This is a genomic window from Blautia sp. Marseille-P3201T (genome assembly GCF_900120295.1).
Lineage (GTDB): Bacteria > Bacillota > Clostridia > Lachnospirales > Lachnospiraceae > Blautia.
In genome coordinates this window covers 88,807-108,508 of the sequence record NZ_LT635468.1, presented here as the reverse complement: position 1 = coordinate 108,508, position 19,702 = coordinate 88,807, and the positions used below count along the sequence as shown (strand labels likewise).

General features: G+C 39.5%; 18 protein-coding genes and 1 other annotated feature. Of the genes, 16 read left to right on the top strand and 2 right to left on the bottom strand.

The features are described from left to right. Positions 1-14: 14 nt before the first annotated feature. Complete coding sequence (locus tag BQ7352_RS03540) at positions 15-989, bottom strand: SIS domain-containing protein (protein WP_072447041.1); 975 nt, start codon at positions 987-989, stop codon at positions 15-17. 202 nt (positions 990-1,191) lie between these two features. Between BQ7352_RS03540 and BQ7352_RS03535 the strand changes: the two genes are divergently transcribed. From BQ7352_RS03535 to rplL, 11 genes are all read left to right on the top strand, one after another. Next, positions 1,192-2,643, top strand: a complete 1,452-nt coding sequence (locus BQ7352_RS03535; RefSeq protein ID WP_072447478.1) for an aminotransferase class I/II-fold pyridoxal phosphate-dependent enzyme — start codon at positions 1,192-1,194, stop codon at positions 2,641-2,643. Positions 2,644-2,648: 5 nt separating this feature from the next. Continuing rightward, positions 2,649-3,236 carry a guanylate kinase gene (locus BQ7352_RS03530; protein ID WP_072447039.1) on the top strand — a complete coding sequence of 196 codons (588 nt, stop codon included), beginning with the start codon at positions 2,649-2,651 and terminating at the stop codon, positions 3,234-3,236. An 87-nt stretch (positions 3,237-3,323) separates the two neighbouring features. Beyond that, on the top strand, positions 3,324-4,313 hold the full coding sequence (gene holB / locus BQ7352_RS03525; protein WP_072447038.1) for a DNA polymerase III subunit delta': 990 nt from the start codon (positions 3,324-3,326) through the stop codon (positions 4,311-4,313). A 2-nt stretch (positions 4,314-4,315) separates the two neighbouring features. Then, complete coding sequence (locus BQ7352_RS03520; protein WP_072447036.1) at positions 4,316-5,200, top strand: PSP1 domain-containing protein; 885 nt, start codon at positions 4,316-4,318, stop codon at positions 5,198-5,200. A 17-nt stretch (positions 5,201-5,217) separates the two neighbouring features. After that, positions 5,218-5,967: a tRNA1(Val) (adenine(37)-N6)-methyltransferase gene (locus tag BQ7352_RS03515; protein ID WP_072447033.1), complete on the top strand. Its 750-nt coding sequence runs from the start codon at positions 5,218-5,220 to the stop codon at positions 5,965-5,967. Beyond that, positions 5,964-6,809, top strand: coding sequence for a 16S rRNA (cytidine(1402)-2'-O)-methyltransferase (gene rsmI / locus BQ7352_RS03510; protein WP_072447031.1), 846 nt, complete (start codon positions 5,964-5,966; stop codon positions 6,807-6,809). The genes BQ7352_RS03515 and rsmI overlap by 4 nt, the downstream gene beginning before the upstream one ends. Before the next feature lie 28 nt (positions 6,810-6,837). After that, positions 6,838-8,010 (top strand): CapA family protein, encoded by a 1,173-nt coding sequence (locus BQ7352_RS03505; protein ID WP_072447029.1) that lies wholly within the window; start codon positions 6,838-6,840, stop codon positions 8,008-8,010. A gap of 49 nt (positions 8,011-8,059) precedes the next feature. Then, on the top strand, positions 8,060-8,686 hold the full coding sequence (locus tag BQ7352_RS03500; protein ID WP_072447027.1) for a nucleoside recognition domain-containing protein: 627 nt from the start codon (positions 8,060-8,062) through the stop codon (positions 8,684-8,686). A gap of 108 nt (positions 8,687-8,794) precedes the next feature. Then, the gene (locus BQ7352_RS03495; protein ID WP_330390359.1) at positions 8,795-9,415 is read left to right on the top strand and encodes a KilA-N domain-containing protein; all 621 of its coding nucleotides are present in this window, start codon (positions 8,795-8,797) and stop codon (positions 9,413-9,415) included. 16 nt (positions 9,416-9,431) lie between these two features. Continuing rightward, positions 9,432-9,573, top strand: a sequence feature (ribosomal protein L10 leader region). 38 nt (positions 9,574-9,611) lie between these two features. Beyond that, positions 9,612-10,097: a 50S ribosomal protein L10 gene (gene rplJ, locus BQ7352_RS03490; protein ID WP_072447025.1), complete on the top strand. Its 486-nt coding sequence runs from the start codon at positions 9,612-9,614 to the stop codon at positions 10,095-10,097. Positions 10,098-10,170: 73 nt separating this feature from the next. Then, positions 10,171-10,545: a 50S ribosomal protein L7/L12 gene (gene rplL, locus BQ7352_RS03485; protein ID WP_003022211.1), complete on the top strand. Its 375-nt coding sequence runs from the start codon at positions 10,171-10,173 to the stop codon at positions 10,543-10,545. Positions 10,546-10,573: 28 nt separating this feature from the next. Here the strand turns inward: rplL and BQ7352_RS03480 are convergent, their stop codons facing one another. After that, positions 10,574-11,257, bottom strand: a complete 684-nt coding sequence (locus BQ7352_RS03480) for a GntR family transcriptional regulator (protein ID WP_072447024.1) — start codon at positions 11,255-11,257, stop codon at positions 10,574-10,576. Positions 11,258-11,417: 160 nt separating this feature from the next. Here BQ7352_RS03480 and BQ7352_RS03475 point away from each other — a divergent pair, with 160 nt between their 5' ends. From BQ7352_RS03475 to rpoB, 5 genes are all read left to right on the top strand, one after another. Next, entirely contained in the window at positions 11,418-12,824 is a 1,407-nt protein-coding gene (locus BQ7352_RS03475; protein ID WP_072447476.1) for an APC family permease, read from the top strand. Positions 12,825-12,916: 92 nt separating this feature from the next. Then, entirely contained in the window at positions 12,917-13,129 is a 213-nt protein-coding gene (locus tag BQ7352_RS03470) for a FeoA family protein (RefSeq protein WP_072447022.1), read from the top strand. Positions 13,130-13,222: 93 nt separating this feature from the next. Continuing rightward, positions 13,223-15,220, top strand: a complete 1,998-nt coding sequence (feoB, locus tag BQ7352_RS03465; protein ID WP_072447020.1) for a ferrous iron transporter B — start codon at positions 13,223-13,225, stop codon at positions 15,218-15,220. A 31-nt stretch (positions 15,221-15,251) separates the two neighbouring features. Continuing rightward, positions 15,252-15,431, top strand: a complete 180-nt coding sequence (locus BQ7352_RS03460) for a FeoB-associated Cys-rich membrane protein (RefSeq protein ID WP_072447018.1) — start codon at positions 15,252-15,254, stop codon at positions 15,429-15,431. Positions 15,432-15,840: 409 nt separating this feature from the next. Next, entirely contained in the window at positions 15,841-19,686 is a 3,846-nt protein-coding gene (rpoB, locus tag BQ7352_RS03455; protein ID WP_072447016.1) for a DNA-directed RNA polymerase subunit beta, read from the top strand. Positions 19,687-19,702: the final 16 nt, after the last annotated feature.

The window sequence follows — 19,702 nt, the reverse complement described above, 5'->3', positions numbered from 1 at the left end:
CCTTTTCAAATTAATTAGTATTCCATTCTCCACATGTACCTGCGTACGCCTAAATCATGTCCTCGTTCATAAGCAATAGCATCAGCCATGGAACGTAACACAGCGCCTGCAAGGAGTGGAGCATAGTATTCACGAACAGATGGATCAATTCCACACCAGTCAAAGTCTTCGACATCAATTAAAGCGATGCGGTCAGAATATTTTTTACAGAAGTTGTAAGCTCTTTCATCCAGATAACGAGTAGAACCAGTTCCTTTAACAATAATGAATGGTACATCAAAATCTGTGATTTCGAAAGGTCCGTGGAAATATTCGCCGGAATGGATACAGCTTGCATTAATCCACTGCATTTCCATCATAAGACAGATTGCATAGGAATAGCATTCACCGTAGCAGGCGCCACTTCCCATAGTGTAGAGAAGTTTTTCTCTTTTATAGCTTTTTCCCCATTCTGTTGCAAAGTCAGCATACTGAGCTTTTACTTTTTCTGTTGCTTCCTGTAAGTGATCTAAAGCTTCCAGCCCTTTTACATATTTTTCATCAGGTTTTACTGTGTTTAAAATTTTAAAAATCAGAGAATAAAGGACTGCTTTATTTAAATCTGATGTATCGGCTTCTTTGCCCCAGTCGTAGAAAATAGGATACTCAGCAGCTTTCCATAATGGAGAATCCACCAAATGGGAAAGAGCGATAGTAACAGCTCCTTTTTCTCTTGCTACTTCAGCTGCTTTTACTGTTTCAGGTGTGTTGCCGGAATGTGAACAGGTAATAACAACAGAATTTTCATTTAAAGCCTTTGGCTCCATATGTACGAATTCATTAGAAGTGTAGATACTGGCTGGAATTTCAATTTCACGATCAAACATAAACTGAGCTGGCATCATAAAAGCCTGGGAACCACCGCATGCTACAAAGTAAAAATGGTTTACATTTTTGTTTGCTACGGCCTGAACTGCTGCATCGATTTGGGCGATAATTTCTTTTTTCATGATTTTAAATCCTCCTGTTTAATTCAAATTGTTAATATCGTTATATAACGTTATATATTGTAATCTATATATACAATAATACTTTAGAAATGTCAATAGAAAAATTAAAAAATGTCAGAAATGTAGATTTGACAGGGGGAAAATGTGCTACTATACTTTGTTTATGTATTGCAAAAATCAGAACGGATATGGAGATCAATATATGAATTACCTTGATATGGTGTTAGACCAATATAGTCGTACGGATTTTTATCCTTTTCATATGCCGGGACATAAGCGCCAGGTGCATACAGAATATTTAAGTAATCCTTACGCAGTAGATATTACGGAAATAACAGACTTTGATAATTTGCATCATGCTGAAGGAATTATAAAAGAAAATCAAGATATGGCGGCAGAGCTATATCATGCAGATAAAACGTGGTTTTTAATTAATGGCAGCACTGCCGGGATTTTAGCCGCAGTATCTGCCTGCACTTCCAGGGGAGGTAAACTTCTTATGGCGCGAAACTGCCATAAAGCAGTATATCATGCTGCTTATCTGCGAGGCTTGGAAACGTCATATATCTATCCTTCTTATGAGCCGGCTTGTGGATTAAACGGCAGGATTTCTCCAGATGATGTGGAGAAGGTATTGCAGGAGAATGCCGGTATAGAAGCAGTTATCATTACTTCTCCCAGTTATGATGGAGTAGTGTCAGATATAGAACAGATTGCGAAAATGGTTCATTCTTATGGAATTCCGTTGATTGTGGATGAGGCACATGGTGCTCACTTTGCTTTTGGTGAGTATTTTCCCACATCTGCTTTAGATCTGGGGGCAGATATCGTTATTCATAGTTTACATAAAACATTGCCGGCCATGACGCAGACGGCGCTTCTTCATAAAAAAGGGAATAGGGTATCTGGTGAAAGGCTGGAAGAATTCCTTGGTATATATGAAACCAGCAGCCCTTCTTATATTTTGATGGGAGGGATTTCTTATTGTCTGCGTTTTTTGAAAGAACAGGGAAAACAAAAATTTGAAATGTTTCAGGAAAATTTGAAGTGGGCAAGGGAAAAAATGAAAACGATGAAGGTCCTTCATCTTGTGGGGGAAGAACTGATTGAGGAAAATGATATTTTTGATTTGGATTATTCTAAAATGATTATTTCTACCGTAAATGCTGATATAAATGGTCCTCAGCTTCATGAAATTTTGAGGAAAAAATACCATCTTGAAATGGAAATGGAGGCAGAACAATATGTGCTGGCATTGACTAGTGTGATGGATAGCAGGGAAGGTTTTGACAGACTGGTAAAAGCATTGCTGGAAATAGATGAGAGCTTGCAAAATAAAAAAGAAAAAATGGAAAATTATATTTTCATTAATAGTGGTTGTACCGCAAAAAAACAACAGAAATGTACGATTTGGGAAGCAGTAGAGGGAGTCTGGGAAGCTGTTCCCTTAGAGGAAAGTCAGGGAAGAGTATCTGCAGAGTATGCATATTTGTACCCGCCCGGAATTCCACTTCTGGTACCGGGAGAAGAAATTTCCGAAGATTTTCTGATACAGGAGGAACGTTTGAAAAATCAAGGAATATACTTTCAGGGACTGAAGGATTATAGTCAGAAAAAAATACGCGTTTTAAAAAATTCTCAGGAATGGAGATAGAAAAAATGGGAAAGATTTTTTATATTATGGGAAAAAGTTCATCAGGAAAGGATACGATTTACAATCGCCTGCGCATAGATGAAGGGCTGAAACTTTCAAATTTAATTTTATATACGACCAGACCTATGCGAGAAGGAGAAATACAGGGGAGAGAGTATCACTTTGTTACAGATGAACGATTTTGCCAGTTAGAGAAAGAAGGCAAAGTAATAGAAGCAAGGACCTATCAGACTGTGTATGGGCCATGGACATATTTTACTGCAGATGACGGACAGATGAAAGATACAGAGAAAAGCTATTTGGGAATTGGGACACTGGAGTCCTATGTTCAACTGAAAAACTATTATGGGGAGAGTAGAATTTGCCCTGTTTATATAGAAGTTGAAGATGGGGAACGTTTAAAAAGAGCAATTGCCAGAGAAGAACAGCAGAAAACACCGAAATATGAAGAAATGTGCAGGAGATTTCTGGCAGATGCACAGGATTTTTCAGAAGAAAAACTACAGGAAGCAGGCATTACGAAAAGATTTTGCAATATGGAGTTGGAAAATTGTATAAAAGAAATTAAAAACTATATACAGAAGTTGCAGTAGGGAAAAACTATGTGATATAATACTTAAATAAATTGCAAACCAAGTCAATAAGTTGGCTTAAGAGTGCAGGGATTGAGGTGAATTGCAATGCAAGAAGTAGAAAAAGTACTGGGACACGAAGAAGTAGTGAAACATTTAAAAAACGCAGCAGCAATGGATAAGGTTTCCCATTCCTATATTTTTGCAGGGGAAAAGGGAAGCGGGAAAAAGCTTCTGGCAAAGTTGTTTGCTATGACATTGCAGTGTGAGAAGCATGGGGATGAACCATGTCTGCAATGTAGTTCCTGTAAAAAGGCAATGAACCGGAATCATCCGGATATTATTTATATTAGTCATGAGAAGCCGAATTCCATAGGAATTGAGGATATCAGAGAACAGTTGATTTCTGATGTTTCCATTAAACCATACACAGGACCATACAAAATTTATATTGTAGATGAAGCAGAAAAAATGACAGTACAGGCACAGAACGCTCTGCTAAAAACTATAGAAGAGCCGCCGGCTTATGCAGTTATTTTGTTATTGGTGAATAACGGAAGTACTTTACTTCCTACTATTGCATCAAGATGTGTGACATTGAATTTTAAGCCGGTCAGAGATGAAGTGATTAAGAAATATTTAATGGAGGAACTTCATGTACCGGATTATCAGGCTGAGGTCAGTGTCGCTTTTGCACAGGGAAATGTGGGAAAAGCAAAGCAGATCGCTACTGCAGAGGACTTTACAGAGATGATGGATGCAGCCTTTCGTATTCTGAAACGAGGTCAGGACATGGAAGTTTACGAAATGGTAGATGCCATTAAATTGTTGTCTGAGCAAAAACATACCATATATGAATATCTGGATTTGTATCTGGTATGGTTTAGAGATGTGCTGATGTTTAAGGCTACCAGACAGATTGACGGTCTGGTATTTCGTCAAGAATATAATGATATTAAAAGCCGTGCAGACAGAAGTTCTTATGAAGGGCTGGAAAAGATTATTCAGGCAATTGAAACAGCGAAGGCTCGTCTGCAGGCAAATGTAAATTTTGATTTAACCATGGAACTTTTGTTCCTTACAATCAGGGAGAACTAGTTATGACAAAGGTAATTGGAGTAAGATTTCGAAATGTGGGGAAAATTTATTATTTTTCACCGCAAGACTTAGAGATAAAAGCAGGAGAGCATGTTATTGTAGAAACTGCAAGAGGTGTAGAATACGGAAGTGTTGTGCTGCCGCCCAGAGAAGTTCCGGATGAAAAAGTGGTACAGCCTTTAAAAGAGGTTATCCGCATTGCCACTCCTCAGGATGATAAGAAGGAGGAGTCTAACAGAAAAAGAGAGAAGGAAGCATTCCAGATTTGCCTGAAGAAAATCAGAGAGCACAATCTGGAAATGAAGCTGATTGATGTAGAGTATACATTTGATAATAATAAAATTTTGTTTTACTTTACAGCAGACGGACGTATTGATTTCCGTGAATTGGTAAAGGATTTGGCAGCAATCTTTAAGACAAGAATAGAACTTCGTCAGATTGGAGTAAGAGATGAAACAAAGATTTTAGGAGGTATTGGCATTTGCGGCAGACCGCTATGCTGCCATACTTATCTGTCAGAGTTTGTTCCGGTTTCCATTAAAATGGCGAAGGAGCAGAATTTATCATTAAATCCTACGAAGATTTCAGGCGTTTGCGGAAGACTGATGTGCTGTCTGAAAAATGAGGAAGAGACTTACGAGGAGTTAAACCGTAAGCTTCCAAATCCGGGGGATAAGGTGACAACACCGGAAGGTTTGAAAGGTGAGGTGCAAAGTGTTAACGTACTTCGTCAGTACGTCAAGGTGATTGTAGATGTAGATGATGAGAAAGAAATCAGAGAGTATCAGGCATCAGAACTTAAATTTAAAGCGCGTCAGAAGCGGGAAAAAATCAAATTAACAGAAGAAGAAATGAAAGCATTAAAAGAACTGGAAAGAGATAAATAAAGAGGACATTCACAATTATGGAGAAGATACTTCAAGAAGGAGAACGGCTGGATGACCTCCAAAATGGATATAGTTTGATACAAAATCCTCAGCAGTTTTGCTTTGGAATTGATGCAGTGCTTCTCTCCTGGTTTGCCCAGGTAAAGCAAGGAGAGCGAGTATTGGATATGGGGACGGGTACAGGTATCGTCCCCATTTTACTGAAAGCAAGATATCCAAAGGGAGAGCATTTTACAGGGCTTGAGATACAGGAGGAGAGTGCGGACAGAGCAAGGCGGAGCATTGTGTATAACCATCTGGAGCAGGATATAACGATTACTACAGGGGATATTAAAGAGTCCGCTTCTATTTATGGAGGGGCTTTTTTTGACGTTGTTACCACAAATCCCCCATATATGATTGGGCATCATGGACTTACGGGCAGTAATAAGGCTAAAATAATTGCAAGACATGAAACATTGTGTAATTTAGAGGATATTATCTCTCAAGCAGCAAAAGTCTTAAAGCCCAAAGGGAGATTTTATATGGTGCATAGACCATTTCGTCTGGCAGAAATTATGTCTGTTATGGTAAAGTATCATCTTGAACCTAAAAGAATGAGACTGGTATATCCTTTTGTGGATAAAGAGCCGAATATGGTATTGATTGAAGGGTTACGAGGGGGAAAATCCCGTATGATTGTGGAAAAACCTCTGATTGTATATGAAAAACCGGGAATTTATACGGAGGAAATACAGAAGATTTATGGGCAGGAGGTGACGGAATGAGTGGAAAATTATATTTATGTGCCACACCGATTGGAAATCTGGAAGACATTACATATAGAGTGCTGCGAACCTTAAAAGAGGTGGATTTGATTGCAGCGGAGGATACCAGAAACAGTATTAAATTATTAAATCACTTTGAGATTAAGACGCCTATGACAAGTTATCACGAATACAATAAATTCGACAAGGGCAGATATTTAGTGGAGCAGCTTTTGGAGGGCAAAAATATTGCGCTGATTACTGATGCCGGAACACCTGGGATTTCTGACCCGGGGGAAGAATTGGTGGCAATGTGCTGCGAGGCAGGAATAGAGGTTACATCTCTTCCGGGAGCAGTAGCTTGTATTACTGCATTGACTCTGTCAGGACTTCCCACAAGGCGTTTTGCTTTTGAGGCTTTTCTGCCTTCTGATAAAAAAGAGAGATCCTGTATTTTACAGGAATTGAAAAATGAAACTAGGACAATTATTGTATATGAGGCGCCTCACAGACTGGTAAAAACTCTGGAGGAGCTTTACGATGCGCTGGGAGACAGGAAAATTTCTCTATGCCGTGAACTTACAAAAAAACATGAAACAGTTTTACGGGATACTTTATCCCGGGCAATTGTATGGTATAAAGAAAATCCTCCAAAAGGAGAATGTGTTATGGTTCTGGAAGGGCGTTCCAGAGAGGAGCTGATTTTAGAAGAGCGTCAGAAATGGGAGAATATGTCTTTAGAGGAACATCTGGCCATTTATGAAGGGGAAGGAATGAACCATAAGGATGCCATGAAACAGGTGGCAAAGGACAGGGGAATTCGTAAACGTGATGTATATCAGGCACTTTTAAATCAGGATTAATAAGAAACAAAGCACTGAGGAAAGAGATATGAAGAGAGAAGAACGAAAGAAAAAATTACGTCTGAAGCTGATTATAACTACCGATATTATTCTTCTGGCTATTTTAGGTGGAACACTTGTTGCAAAAGGTTTGAATAAACCGAAAACAGAAAAGCCACAGCCTGAAACAAAAACAGAAAAATTACAGTCTGAGACAAAAACAGAAAAGAAGACACCTGAAGTGCAGGAAACTACTATTACAATCAGTGCAGCAGGGGATTGTACTTTAGGAACAGATGAAGGATTTAATTACAGCAGAAGTTTTAAAGGGAAGTATGATGCGGTGCAGGATCCGTCATATTTTCTTCAGAATGTACAGCCTGTTTTTGCTCAGGATGATTTGACTATTGTGAACATGGAAGGAACCTTAACAGAAGAGACTACCAGAGAACCAAAGCAGTTTGCCTTTAAAGGAGATGCTGAATATGCAAAAATTCTTACCTCAGGAGCTGTAGAAGCAGCAAATCTGGCAAATAATCACAGTTTTGATTATGGTGAAAAAAGTCATGAGGATACAATAGCAGCTCTTGATGCAGAAGAAATTCAATCTTTCGGGTACGAGCGGACTGCCCTTATGGATATAAAAGGCGTGAAAGTAGGGCTGGCAGGAGTTTATGAGCTGGCAGAGCATATAGAGTGTAAACAGGATATGCTGGATAATATAGCTTCTTTAAAAGAACAGGGAGCACAGATTATTATAGTAAGCTTTCACTGGGGGCAGGAAAAAGAGAATGTTCCAAACGATGTTCAGGTTGAACTTGCCCATACGGCTATTGATAACGGAGCAGATTTAGTTTTAGGTCATCATCCGCATGTGTTACAGGGGATTGAGGAATATAAAGGCAAGGATATTGTATACAGTCTGGGAAATTTCTGCTTCGGGGGAAATTCAGCACCAAGTGATATGGATACTATGATTTTCCAGCAGACTTTTACGGTTAAAGATGGAAAATTGCAGGAAGACAATGTAACCAATATTCTTCCGTGTAAAATTTCTTCGGCCTATCAGGAAGGGTATAATAATTATCAGCCTGTTTTAGCAGAAGGTGAACAGAAAGAAAAGATTTTTCAGAGACTTTCTGAGTATAGTGAAAAGGCACAAGAGGCGGGAGACCGTCTTGCACAGGAAACTTCTTCTGAAGATAAAAAAGACAGTGAATAAGGTGCTTATTTTTTACATATCTTAAAGAAAAAGTGTGTTTGGAGGATGTATGCTGGACATTCTTTGGGGTATGATGCTTCTTGTTGGGATTTTGTATGGAGCTGCTACAGGAAATATGAGTAAAGTAACAGATGCGGCACTTTCTTCTGCCAAGGAAGCGGTATCTTTGTGTATAGCAATGGCGGGGATTGTGGCAATGTGGGTAGGAATTATGGAAATTGCCAGAGCTTCCGGACTGGTAGATCGAATGACAAGAGCTATGAAACCTGTTCTTCGTTTTTTATTTCCTCAAATTCCTATGGAGCATAAGGCAATGGAGTTTATTTCTTCAAATATGATTGCTAATTTTTTAGGACTTGGGTGGGCAGCCACACCTTTTGGGTTAAAAGCAATGGAGGAATTAAGCAGGTTGGAAGATGACAGAAGGCAGGGAAAAGCTTTGGGAATTGTCAGGAAGAAGGGTATTGCAAGTAATGAAATGTGTACTTTTTTGATTTTAAATATTTCTTCTTTGCAGCTAATACCGGTGAATATTATTGCTTACCGAAGTCAGTATGGAAGTGTCAATCCAACGGCGATTGTAGGACCGGGGATTGTGGCAACTGCAGTAAGTACCATAGTAGCGATTTTGTTTTGCAAGATAATGGATTGTGATAAATGGAAGCGGGGAGTATAGACTCTCTGCTCAGACTGTAGACAACTATTTTGGAGGTTAGTTGTCTACAGTCTGAAACCTATCGAATTCGATAGGTTTAAAGCAGAGTCAGGAGAAAATGCGTTTACCTTGACACCACAGCAATGGATAAAGGCGACAGATGCAATTGGTATTGTGTCAAAATCAGGGCGATACGGAGGCACTTATGCTCATACTGATATTGCTTTTGAATTTGCTTCGTGGATTTCACCAGAATTTAAACTTTATATTATTAAAGATTATCAGCGGTTAAAGAAAGCAGAAGCAGAACGGCTTGCGATTGGCTGGGACGTAAAAAGAGAGCTATCAAAAATTAATTATCGTATTCATACGGATGCAGTAAAAGAATTTTTGATTACGCCTACTTTATCTTCGCAGGAAATGGCTTATACATATGCATCTGAAGCAGATATTCTTAATATGGCATTGTTTGGAAAGACAGCGGCACAGTGGAGACAAGAAAAGGGCATTAGTGGAGGTGCATGCAATATCAGAGATTTTGCTTCAGCGGAGGAGTTGGTAGTTCTTATCAATCTGGAAGATACGAATGCTGATTTGATAAGACAGAAAGTACCGAAACTCGACAGGTTAAAAATTTTAAGAGAAAAGGCATATAGACAACTTGAAATTTTGAAAAATAATCAGGAAAGAATAGAGTATTTAAAGCAGAATTTAGTTGAAAATTTAGATAAAAAAGTAGTTGACAAGTAACTGCAAATATGTTACCTTATCAAAGGAATAGCTGCCGAAGACAGCAGGTGCCGCAAGGCATAAGGATAAAAACGCCTGCCGAGGAAACATTCATTCTTTATAGATAAGATTGATTTTGAACCTCTTTGTCTTGTGCAAAGAGGTTTTCTTAATTTTGAGCAGCGCAGCCTAAAAAAACAAGGAGGTGCACTAATTCATGGCAAAAGTAGAACTTAAAAAACCTGTCGTAGAAGAGATTTCCAACAGCATTAAAGATGCAGCAGCTGTAGTTTTAGTAAACTACAAAGGTATCAATGTTGAACAGGATACACAGATGCGTAAGGAATTAAGAGAAGCTGGAGTTGTTTACAAAGTTTACAAAAACACAATGATGAACTTTGCATTCAAAGGAACAGCTTGTGAAGATTTATGCCAGCATTTAGAAGGAACAAATGCTTTAGCTGTATGTGCAGAAGACGCAACAGCACCAGCAAGAATCCTTGCTAAATACGCAAAAACAGTTCCAACACTGGAATTAGTAGCAGGTGTTGTAGAAAACGCTTACTACGATAAGGCAGGAATCGAAGCACTTTCCCAGGTTCCTTCAAGAGAAGAACTTCTTGGAAAATTGCTTGGAAGTATCCAGTCACCTATTACAAACTTCGCTCGTGTGCTTAATCAGATTGCTGAACAGCAGGCTTAATAAGCAGTTTGTATGAAAAGCCTATAAGGCAGAGAAAAATAATTTATAAATGAAAAATTGGAGGTAAATAATAATGGCAAAATTAACAACAGCTGAATTTATTGAAGCTATCAAAGAATTATCCGTATTAGAATTAAACGAATTAGTAAAAGCTTGTGAAGAAGAATTTGGTGTATCTGCAGCAGCAGGTGTTGTAGTTGCAGCAGCAGGCGGTGCAGCAGAAGCAGCAGAAGAAAAAGATGAGTTCGATGTAGAATTAACAGAAGTTGGACCAAACAAAGTTAAAGTTATCAAAGTTGTTCGTGAAGCAACAGGTTTAGGATTAAAAGAAGCTAAAGAAGTTGTAGACGGAGCTCCTAAAGTATTAAAAGAAGGTGCATCTAAAGCAGAAGCTGAAGAAATCAAAACAAAACTTGAAGCAGAAGGTGCTAAAGTTACTCTTAAATAATTTGAATGAATTATTTAACCCCATTGTCTTAAGGACAATGGGGTTTTGTTTTATTATTGTGTAGGAAATTGCGTCCTATTTCCGGATACATAAATTCCTGTACCCTTCTGTAACAGTCTTCGTTTCCGGTATAATAAAAGATATCATTCAAGCGAAATACGGCTTTCGGCCCCGGAGACATAATAATAGTTCCATTTCGTTTTATTGCAATGACAGTGGCGAAAGTTTCCTGCCAAAAATTAACTTCTGCAATGGATTTGTTTAAATAAGGTGTTTCTTCTGAAATAATTAATTCGTGTGGAATAAATGGGTTCGTTGCCCTGTAACATTCTATTTGCTCAATCAGTTCTGTTAAATGTTTCTGCAATTCTTTATTTTCCTGTTTTTGACGTTCCACGCTATCCATAATTTTACTTTTTAGTGAATAGATGGACTGTGTTTGCTGATGCTGAGACAGGAAATTTTTGGCGTTTAATATAGATTTAATTATTACGCCGCTGTTTTTTTCTACTTCTACAATATCCCAGTCTGCCAACACACAGACTGCACGCCGGGCAGTTTCTGATGAAACATTATATCTGCTTCCGATAGAGGAGCGGGCATAAATTTTCTCGCCCTCTTTGTAAGTCCCTTCGACTATCTGATATGCAATGTCTGCTGCTATTTGCTCATATTTTGGTATATTTCCTGTTTTTTCTTTTTTTCCTTCCATGATTTTTCCTCTTTTTGTTTCTGTGGTTGATATATGTACATTTTAACCTATTCTTTTTATTTTTGCAAAACACATCTTGCAAAAGTGACAACTTAGAAGTATAATAAAGTTGTCAAATGTAGAAAGGTAGAGTTTTAGCAGAAGAAAGTGGGTGTTGGTTATGAAGAAAAAGGGATTGGGAAAATTAGATGCAATCACTCTTGCGTTTGGAGCTATGATTGGCTGGGGCTGGGTGGTAATGTCCGGTGAGTGGATTACAAAGGCCGGCACCTTTGGCGCTGTTTTAGCTTTTATTTTAGGCGGTATTATGGTTTTATTTGTAGGAAAGGTCTACGCAGAACTTACTTCAGCCATGCCTAGAAATGGAGGATGTCAGGAATTTTCTAAACGTGCATTTGGAAAGAAAACGTCCTTTATCTGCACATGGAGCATGATTTTAGGATATATTGCTGTAATTGCCTTTGAGGCAGTTGCTTTTCCAAGTGTTTTGCAGTATCTTTTCCCCGGCTATGTGAAAGGGTATATGTATACAGTAAACGGTTCTGATATTTATGCCACATGGGTACTGGCAGGAGTTATCAGCTCTTTGTCTGTGGCAGCAGTGAATTATTTTGGGACGAAAAATGCAGCATTGCTTCAGACTGTATGTACTTTCATTATTGCAGCTGTAGGGTTGGCATTAATGGGTGGCTCAGCAGTAAATGGCAGTATGGCAAACATTGATGCTCCTGTTGTAAACGGAGCTGCCGGAATTATTACGGTGGCAGTTATGACGCCATTTATGCTGATGGGATTTGATGTTATTCCACAGGCAGCAGGAGAAATGAATATTCCTTATAAGAAGATAGGAAAACTTTTGGTTTTGTCCGTTGTAATGGCAATCTTCTGGTATGCGATGATTATTTTTGGGGTTTCCCTTTCTATGACAAGCAGTGAACTTGCTGTATCAGGAATGGCATCTGCTGATGCTATGCAGAAAGCTTATATGGGCAGCGCTATTGCTTCTAAGGTTCTAATTCTGGGTGGTATTTGCGGAATTATTACCAGTTGGAATTCTTTTTATGTAGGATGCAGTCATGCGATTTGTGCGATGGCAGAAGAAGGAATGCTTCCGTTATTTCTGGCTAAGAAACATAAAAAGTATGGAACACCGGTGAATGCTATTTTATTAATTGCCGCAGTGACTTCGCTTGCGCCGTTTTTAGGCGAAAATATGCTTACCTGGTTATCTAATGCAGGAGCTTTTGCTATTGTAATTGCTTATTTCATTGTATCTGCGTCTTTCCTTAAACTGAGAAAGAAAGAGCCTTATATGGCAAGACCATATAAAGTAAAATATGGTGTGTTTACCGGTATTGCAGCAGAAGCATCTTGTGGAATTATGTTGTTAATGTATGTGCCGGGTGCTCCGGCAGCGATGTCTGTTTATGAATGGAGTATTGTTTTGATGTGGATGGCACTGGGAGTTGTCTTTTATATGGCGGCTGTGAAAAAGCAGAAAGAGGGAGTGGTATATCGTACAAAGCGTTTGATGGTGAAGCAGGCGGTGTTTATGGGAATGAAATAAAAAGAAAAAAACTATTGACAAATATAAGGAATTAGCATAAACTAACTTTAGTAAGTTGCAAATAACTCAAAAGAATGGAGCGTGTCAATAGTATGAATTTATCAGAAGCTCAAGAAGGTAAAGAATATATTGTAAAGGGCATTGTCACAGAAGACGAGGAACTGGATGCGTTCTTGTTTTCTCTGGGGTGTTACAGCGGTGAGCCTGTTACGGTGATTTCTCATCGAAAAGGAGGCTGTGTGGTTTCTTTAAAAGATGCCAGATATAACATGGATACAGATTTAGCTCAGGCTATTTTAGTATAGTGGAGGTTGTACTGCGGTGGGTTGCTGCCTGCCGTAGCACAATTTTTTCAAAAGAATAAGTTAGTTAAAACTAATTAAAAGGAGAGAAAGATTATGAGAATTGCATTGGCGGGAAATCCTAACAGTGGAAAAACTACCATGTATAATGCCCTAACAGGGAGAAATGAACGTATTGGGAACTGGGCTGGTGTTACAGTGGAGAAAAAGGAAAGTCCGATTAGAAAGGGGTATGCGGATGGAGAGGCAGAAGTGCTTGCAGTGGATTTGCCAGGGGCATATTCAATGTCTCCTTTTACCTCGGAAGAAAGTATTACCAGCAGTTATGTAAAGAATGAAAATCCTGATGTGCTTATTAATATTGTAGATGCCACAAATCTAAGCAGAAGTCTGTTTTTTACCACACAGCTTTTAGAGCTGGGAATTCCTGTGGTAGTTGCTTTGAATAAAAGCGATATTACACAGAAGAAAAAGACAGAGATTGATGTTAATCTTTTATCTGAGAAATTAGGGTGTCCGGTTATTCAGACAGTATCCACATCAACAGGACATGAGGGATTAAAACAGGTGGTAAGTAAAGCTATATCTTTAAAAGGATACAAGCAAAAGGCGCCTTACGTTCAGGAAGATATTGATTTCCAAAATAAAGCGGAAGTGGAAATGGCAGACAGAAAGCGTTTTGTCTTTGTGAATAATATTGTAAAAGAAGTGGAAAAAAGAAAAGTCTTTACAAGGGATAAAAACAAACAAGACAAAATTGATGCCGTTCTTACAAATAAGTTTGTGGGAATTCCTATTTTCGCAGCTGTTATGTTTTTTGTGTTTTATATTTCTCAGTCTACAGTGGGAACCTGGATTGCTGACTGGCTGGTGGGCCGGATAGAAGTTTTCCAAGGATGGGTTGCAGGATTGGCAGAGAATGCAAATCCATTCTTGCAGGCGCTTTTAGTAGATGGTATGATTGGTGGAGTGGGTGCTGTGGTAGGTTTCTTGCCTCTGGTAATGGTTATGTATTTCCTCATTGCTCTTTTGGAGGACTGCGGATATATGGCACGAGCTACTGTAGTTCTGGATCCGATTTTTAAGAGAGTTGGTCTTTCCGGAAAATCAGTTATTCCTATGGTGATCGGTACAGGATGTGCAATTCCGGGGATTATGTCCTGTAGGACCATTCGCAATGAAAGAGAACGAAGAGCTACAGCTATGTTAACACCATTTATGCCCTGCGGAGCAAAGCTTCCGGTTATTGCATTGTTTGCGGGAGCGTTTTTTGCAGATGCGGCATGGGTGGGACCGATGATGTATCTGGTAGGGATTGTGTTGATTTTCTTAGGTGCATTGCTGGTAAAAGGCGTTACAGGATATAAATTTAGAAAATCTTTCTTTATTATAGAGCTTCCGGAATATAAAGTTCCGAGTCTGAAAAGAGCAACGCTTTCCATGTTGTCCCGTGGTAAAGCGTACATTGTAAAAGCGGGAACAATTATTCTGGTGTGTAATACGGCGGTACAGATTATGCAGAGTTTTAACTGGCAGTTTCAGGTGGTAGAAGAGGGTATGGAAAACACCTCTATTCTGGCATCCATTGCATCTCCTTTTGCAATGCTTTTAATTCCTTTGGGATTTGGTGTATGGCAGCTGGCAGCAGCGGCTATTACAGGGTTTATTGCAAAGGAAAATGTAGTTGGCACATTGGCGGTTGTCTATGGGCTTACTAATTTTATTGATACAGAAGAATTGGCATTGGTTGGAAGCGGAAATGAAGTAGCGGCTGTTATGGGATTGACGAAGACAGCAGCGCTTGCTTATCTGATGTTTAATCTTTTTACACCGCCTTGTTTTGCAGCTCTTGGAGCGATGAATTCAGAAATGCAGGATAAGAAATGGCTGTGGGGCGGCATTGCTTTGCAGTTGGGTACAGGTTATACGATTGCATTTCTGGTATATCAAATTGGAACGCTGATTACAACAGGCGCGTTGGGAAGCGGTTTTGCACCGGGATTAACTGCAGTTGCGCTGATGGCAGGTATTTTGGTTATTTTGACAAGAAAGACACAGAAAGAATTTGGTGCAAAATATAAATTGCATGCATAAGAATAAATAAAAATCAGAAGGGAGAATGTGTATGGCGAATTTACTGGTGGTTGGAATTTTATTTTTGGCAGTAGGCGCTGCAGTTTCTTATATTGTAAAAGCAAAGAAAAGTGGTACGAAGTGTATTGGGTGTCCGTCAGGAGGCTGCTGTTCGAAAAAGAGCGGCTGCCATACAGAAGGCGGCTGTGGGTGTCATGGCACAGAAAAATAAAATCTAAAAATATAAAAAGTCTGCGTCTGGTGAAAAGATGCAGACTTTTTTTCGCAGCCGATTACGCTGAATGGTTTGTTGCATTGGAAAAGTAACAGTTCAGCTATATCAGCTCGAATTGGTGGTTTCACCACCTATACGCTGCAATGCAGCGCAAATTCTCGCTTATGGCAGAGCGCCATATACAAATCCAACAAAATTGTCTTGTTGCAAGCAAGCTTGTCAATCCATTTTTGTGGATTTGTGCATGGCTGAACTGTTACGAAAAAAAATAAGGAAAGCTATTGACATGGTTGACAAAAGGTGATATAGTGAGAAATGCACTATTATGGCAAGTTATGCCTAGGAGTCTATAAAAAAGAGACTCCTGCATTAATTTAAATTAAAACATACAAGGGGTGAAACGTCAATGGAGAAAAACAGAATCCGTTCCGTAACTAATGGTAAGGCCATGAGAATGTCATACCAGCGCCAGAAAGAGGTACTGGAGATGCCGAACCTCATTGAGGTTCAGAAAGACTCTTACCAGTGGTTTCTGGACGAAGGCTTAAATGAAGTTTTTGAAGATATCTCTCCAATCGCAGACTATAGCGGTAAATTAAGCTTGGAATTTGTTGGCTTTACTTTATGCGAAGATGAAAAGAAATATACCATCGAGCAGTGTAAAGAAAGAGATGCAACATACGCTGCACCTTTAAAGGTAAAGGTAAGATTACACAACAAAGAAAACGGCGAAATTACCACACATGAAATTTTCATGGGTGATTTGCCACTTATGACAGCAACTGGTACGTTTGTAATTAACGGTGCTGAACGTGTTATCGTCAGCCAGTTAGTACGTTCACCAGGTATTTATTATGCAATTGCACACGATAAACTGGGTAAAACCCTGTATTCCTCTACAGTTATCCCGAACAGAGGTGCTTGGCTGGAATACGAAACAGACTCCAATGACGTATTCTATGTACGTGTAGACAGAACAAGAAAAGTCCCTATTACAGTTTTGATTCGTGCTTTAGGAATTGGTACGAATGCAGAAATTATAGATTTGTTCGGTGAAGAACCAAAGATTTTAGCCAGCTTTACAAAAGATACTTCCGAAAGCTATCAGGAAGGTCTGCTGGAATTATACAAGAAAATCCGTCCGGGCGAACCTCTGGCAGTAGAAAGCGCAGAGAGCCTGATTACAAGTATGTTCTTTGATGCTCGCCGTTACGATTTGGCAAAAGTAGGACGTTACAAATTCAATAAGAAACTTCTCCTTCGTAACCGTATTGCGGGCCACATGCTGGCAGAAGAAGTTGTTGATGTGACAACCGGCGAAATTATTGCCGAAGCAGGTACTGTTGTGAGTCAGGAACTGGCTGATACAATTCAGAATGCAGCTGTTCCTTATGTGTGGATCCAGGGTGAAGAGCGTAATATCAAAGTATTGTCCAGTATGGCAGTGGATATAAGAAATTATATTGACTTAAGCGAAGAAGAATTAAAAGAGCTGGGCGTTACAGAATTAGTTTATTATCCTGTGCTTGCAAAAATCTTAGAAGAAAACGAAGAACTGGAAGATATCAAGGATGCAATTAAGAGAGAAATCCACGAACTTATTCCAAAACATATTACAAAAGAAGATATTTTAGCTTCTATTAACTACAATATGCATCTGGAATATGGTCTTGGAACAGATGATGATATCGACCATTTAGGTAACAGACGTATCAGAGCAGTTGGTGAACTTTTACAGAATCAGTACAGAATTGGTCTTTCCAGATTGGAAAGAGTGGTGCGTGAAAGAATGACAACTCAGGACTTAGATGGAATTTCACCACAGTCCCTGATTAATATTAAACCGGTAACAGCGGCAGTGAAAGAATTCTTTGGTTCTTCCCAGCTGTCTCAGTTCATGGATCAGAACAACCCATTAGGTGAGCTGACACATAAGAGACGTTTATCCGCATTAGGACCTGGTGGTCTGTCACGAGACAGAGCCGGATTTGAGGTTCGAGATGTTCACTATTCCCATTACGGAAGAATGTGTCCAATTGAAACTCCTGAAGGTCCAAACATCGGTTTGATCAACTCTCTTGCATCTTATGCAAGAATTAATGAGTATGGTTTTGTAGAAGCGCCATACAGAAAAATTGACAGAACTGATCCGAAAAATCCACGAGTAACAGACGAAGTTGTTTACATGACAGCGGATGAAGAAGATATTTATCATGTTGCTCAGGCCAACGAGCCGCTGGATGAAGAAGGTCATTTCATTCATAAAAATGTATCCGGTCGTTACAGAGAAGAAACACAGGAATATGAACGTCAGATGTTCGAGTACATGGACGTATCACCTAAGATGGTGTTCTCCGTTGCTACTGCATTAATTCCTTTCCTTCAGAACGACGATGCTAACCGTGCGCTGATGGGATCTAACATGCAGCGTCAGGCCGTACCGCTTCTTACAACAGAAGCTCCTGTAGTTGGTACAGGTATGGAAGCAAAAGCAGCTGTAGACTCCGGTGTTTGTGTTGTTGCAAAAAAAGCCGGTACTATAGAATGTGCTGCTTCTAAAGAAATTATTATGAAAAATGATGATGGAACGAAAGATGTTTATCATCTGACAAAATTCATGAGAAGTAACCAGAGCAACTGCTACAACCAGAGACCGATTGTTGTAAAAGGTGAACATGTAGAAGCAGGTCAGGTTATTGCTGATGGTCCATCAACATCTAACGGAGAATTAGCCCTTGGTAAGAACCCTCTTATCGGATTTATGACATGGGAAGGTTATAACTACGAGGATGCTGTTCTTTTAAGTGAAAGACTGGTTATGGACGATGTTTATACATCCGTTCATATTGAAGAATATGAAGCTGAAGCCAGAGATACAAAATTAGGACCTGAAGAAATTACAAGAGATGTACCTGGTGTAGGTGATGACGCACTGAAAGACCTTGATGAAAGAGGTATTATCCGTATCGGTGCTGAAGTAAGAGCCGGAGATATTCTGGTTGGTAAAGTTACTCCAAAAGGAGAAACAGAACTGACTGCAGAAGAAAGACTTCTTCGTGCAATCTTTGGTGAAAAAGCAAGAGAAGTTCGTGATACTTCCCTGAAAGTTCCTCATGGTGAATACGGTATCGTAGTAGATGCAAAAGTGTTCACAAGAGAAAACGGTGATGAATTATCTCCTGGTGTAAATCAGGCAGTTCGCATTTATATTGCACAGAAGAGAAAGATTTCTGTTGGTGATAAAATGGCTGGTCGTCATGGTAACAAGGGTGTTGTTTCCCGTGTACTCCCTGTAGAAGATATGCCATTCCTTCCAAACGGACGTCCTCTGGACATCGTATTGAACCCGCTTGGCGTACCTTCTCGTATGAATATCGGACAGGTTCTTGAAATCCATTTAAGTCTTGCTGCAAAAGCATTAGGATTTAATATTGCAACACCTGTTTTCGATGGTGCAAACGAAAATGATATTCAGGATACACTGGAATTAGCCAATGATTATGTAAACACAGAAGACTTTGAAGAATTCCGTGCAAAATATGAAGATACGTTAAGACCTGAAGTAATGCAGTTCTTAGACGAAAACAAAGCGCATAGAGAGCTTTGGAAAGGTGTTCCTCTTTCAAGAGATGGAAAAGTAAGACTGCGTGACGGACGTACAGGTGAATACTTCGACAGCCCTGTAACAATCGGACACATGCATTACCTGAAATTGCATCATCTGGTAGATGATAAAATCCATGCACGTTCCACTGGTCCATACTCCTTAGTAACACAGCAGCCACTGGGTGGTAAAGCTCAGTTCGGCGGTCAGCGTTTCGGAGAGATGGAAGTTTGGGCACTGGAAGCTTACGGTGCATCTTACACATTGCAGGAAATCCTGACAGTAAAATCTGATGATGTTATCGGACGTGTTAAAACTTACGAAGCAATTATTAAGGGCGACAATATTCCTGAACCGGGTATTCCGGAATCCTTCAAGGTACTCTTGAAAGAATTACAGTCCTTAGGACTTGATGTAAGAGTTCTTAGAGAAGATATGACAGAAGTTGAAATTATGGAGAACATTGATTATGGTGACACAGATATGCGTTCCATTATCGAAGGGGACTCCAGAGGCAATGACAATGAGGACTACGGAAGCCACGGATTTTCCAAACAGGAATTTGAAGGCGAAGAATTAGTAGATGTGGAAGAAGACACAGACGAAGATGTTTTCTTAGACTTAGATGAAGATGCTCTTGATGAGTAATTAGGAAAGGAGTCCA

Excerpts from the sequence above, each read along its gene's own strand:
- BQ7352_RS03505 (WP_072447029.1), top strand. The coding sequence starts at position 6,838 with ATGAAGAGAGAAGAACGAAAGAAAAAATTACGTCTGAAGCTGATTATA.
- BQ7352_RS03530 (WP_072447039.1), top strand. The coding sequence starts at position 2,649 with ATGGGAAAGATTTTTTATATTATGGGAAAAAGTTCATCAGGAAAGGAT.
- holB (WP_072447038.1), top strand. The coding sequence starts at position 3,324 with ATGCAAGAAGTAGAAAAAGTACTGGGACACGAAGAAGTAGTGAAACAT.
- rsmI (WP_072447031.1), top strand. The coding sequence starts at position 5,964 with ATGAGTGGAAAATTATATTTATGTGCCACACCGATTGGAAATCTGGAA.
- rplJ (WP_072447025.1), top strand. The coding sequence starts at position 9,612 with ATGGCAAAAGTAGAACTTAAAAAACCTGTCGTAGAAGAGATTTCCAAC.
- rplL (WP_003022211.1), top strand. The coding sequence starts at position 10,171 with ATGGCAAAATTAACAACAGCTGAATTTATTGAAGCTATCAAAGAATTA.
- BQ7352_RS03470 (WP_072447022.1), top strand. The coding sequence starts at position 12,917 with ATGAATTTATCAGAAGCTCAAGAAGGTAAAGAATATATTGTAAAGGGC.
- rpoB (WP_072447016.1), top strand. The coding sequence starts at position 15,841 with ATGGAGAAAAACAGAATCCGTTCCGTAACTAATGGTAAGGCCATGAGA.
- BQ7352_RS03540 (WP_072447041.1), bottom strand. The coding sequence starts at position 989 with ATGAAAAAAGAAATTATCGCCCAAATCGATGCAGCAGTTCAGGCCGTA.
- BQ7352_RS03535 (WP_072447478.1), top strand. The coding sequence starts at position 1,192 with ATGAATTACCTTGATATGGTGTTAGACCAATATAGTCGTACGGATTTT.
- BQ7352_RS03520 (WP_072447036.1), top strand. The coding sequence starts at position 4,316 with ATGACAAAGGTAATTGGAGTAAGATTTCGAAATGTGGGGAAAATTTAT.
- BQ7352_RS03480 (WP_072447024.1), bottom strand. The coding sequence starts at position 11,257 with ATGGAAGGAAAAAAAGAAAAAACAGGAAATATACCAAAATATGAGCAA.
- BQ7352_RS03460 (WP_072447018.1), top strand. The coding sequence starts at position 15,252 with ATGGCGAATTTACTGGTGGTTGGAATTTTATTTTTGGCAGTAGGCGCT.
- BQ7352_RS03515 (WP_072447033.1), top strand. The coding sequence starts at position 5,218 with ATGGAGAAGATACTTCAAGAAGGAGAACGGCTGGATGACCTCCAAAAT.
- feoB (WP_072447020.1), top strand. The coding sequence starts at position 13,223 with ATGAGAATTGCATTGGCGGGAAATCCTAACAGTGGAAAAACTACCATG.
- BQ7352_RS03500 (WP_072447027.1), top strand. The coding sequence starts at position 8,060 with ATGCTGGACATTCTTTGGGGTATGATGCTTCTTGTTGGGATTTTGTAT.
- BQ7352_RS03475 (WP_072447476.1), top strand. The coding sequence starts at position 11,418 with ATGAAGAAAAAGGGATTGGGAAAATTAGATGCAATCACTCTTGCGTTT.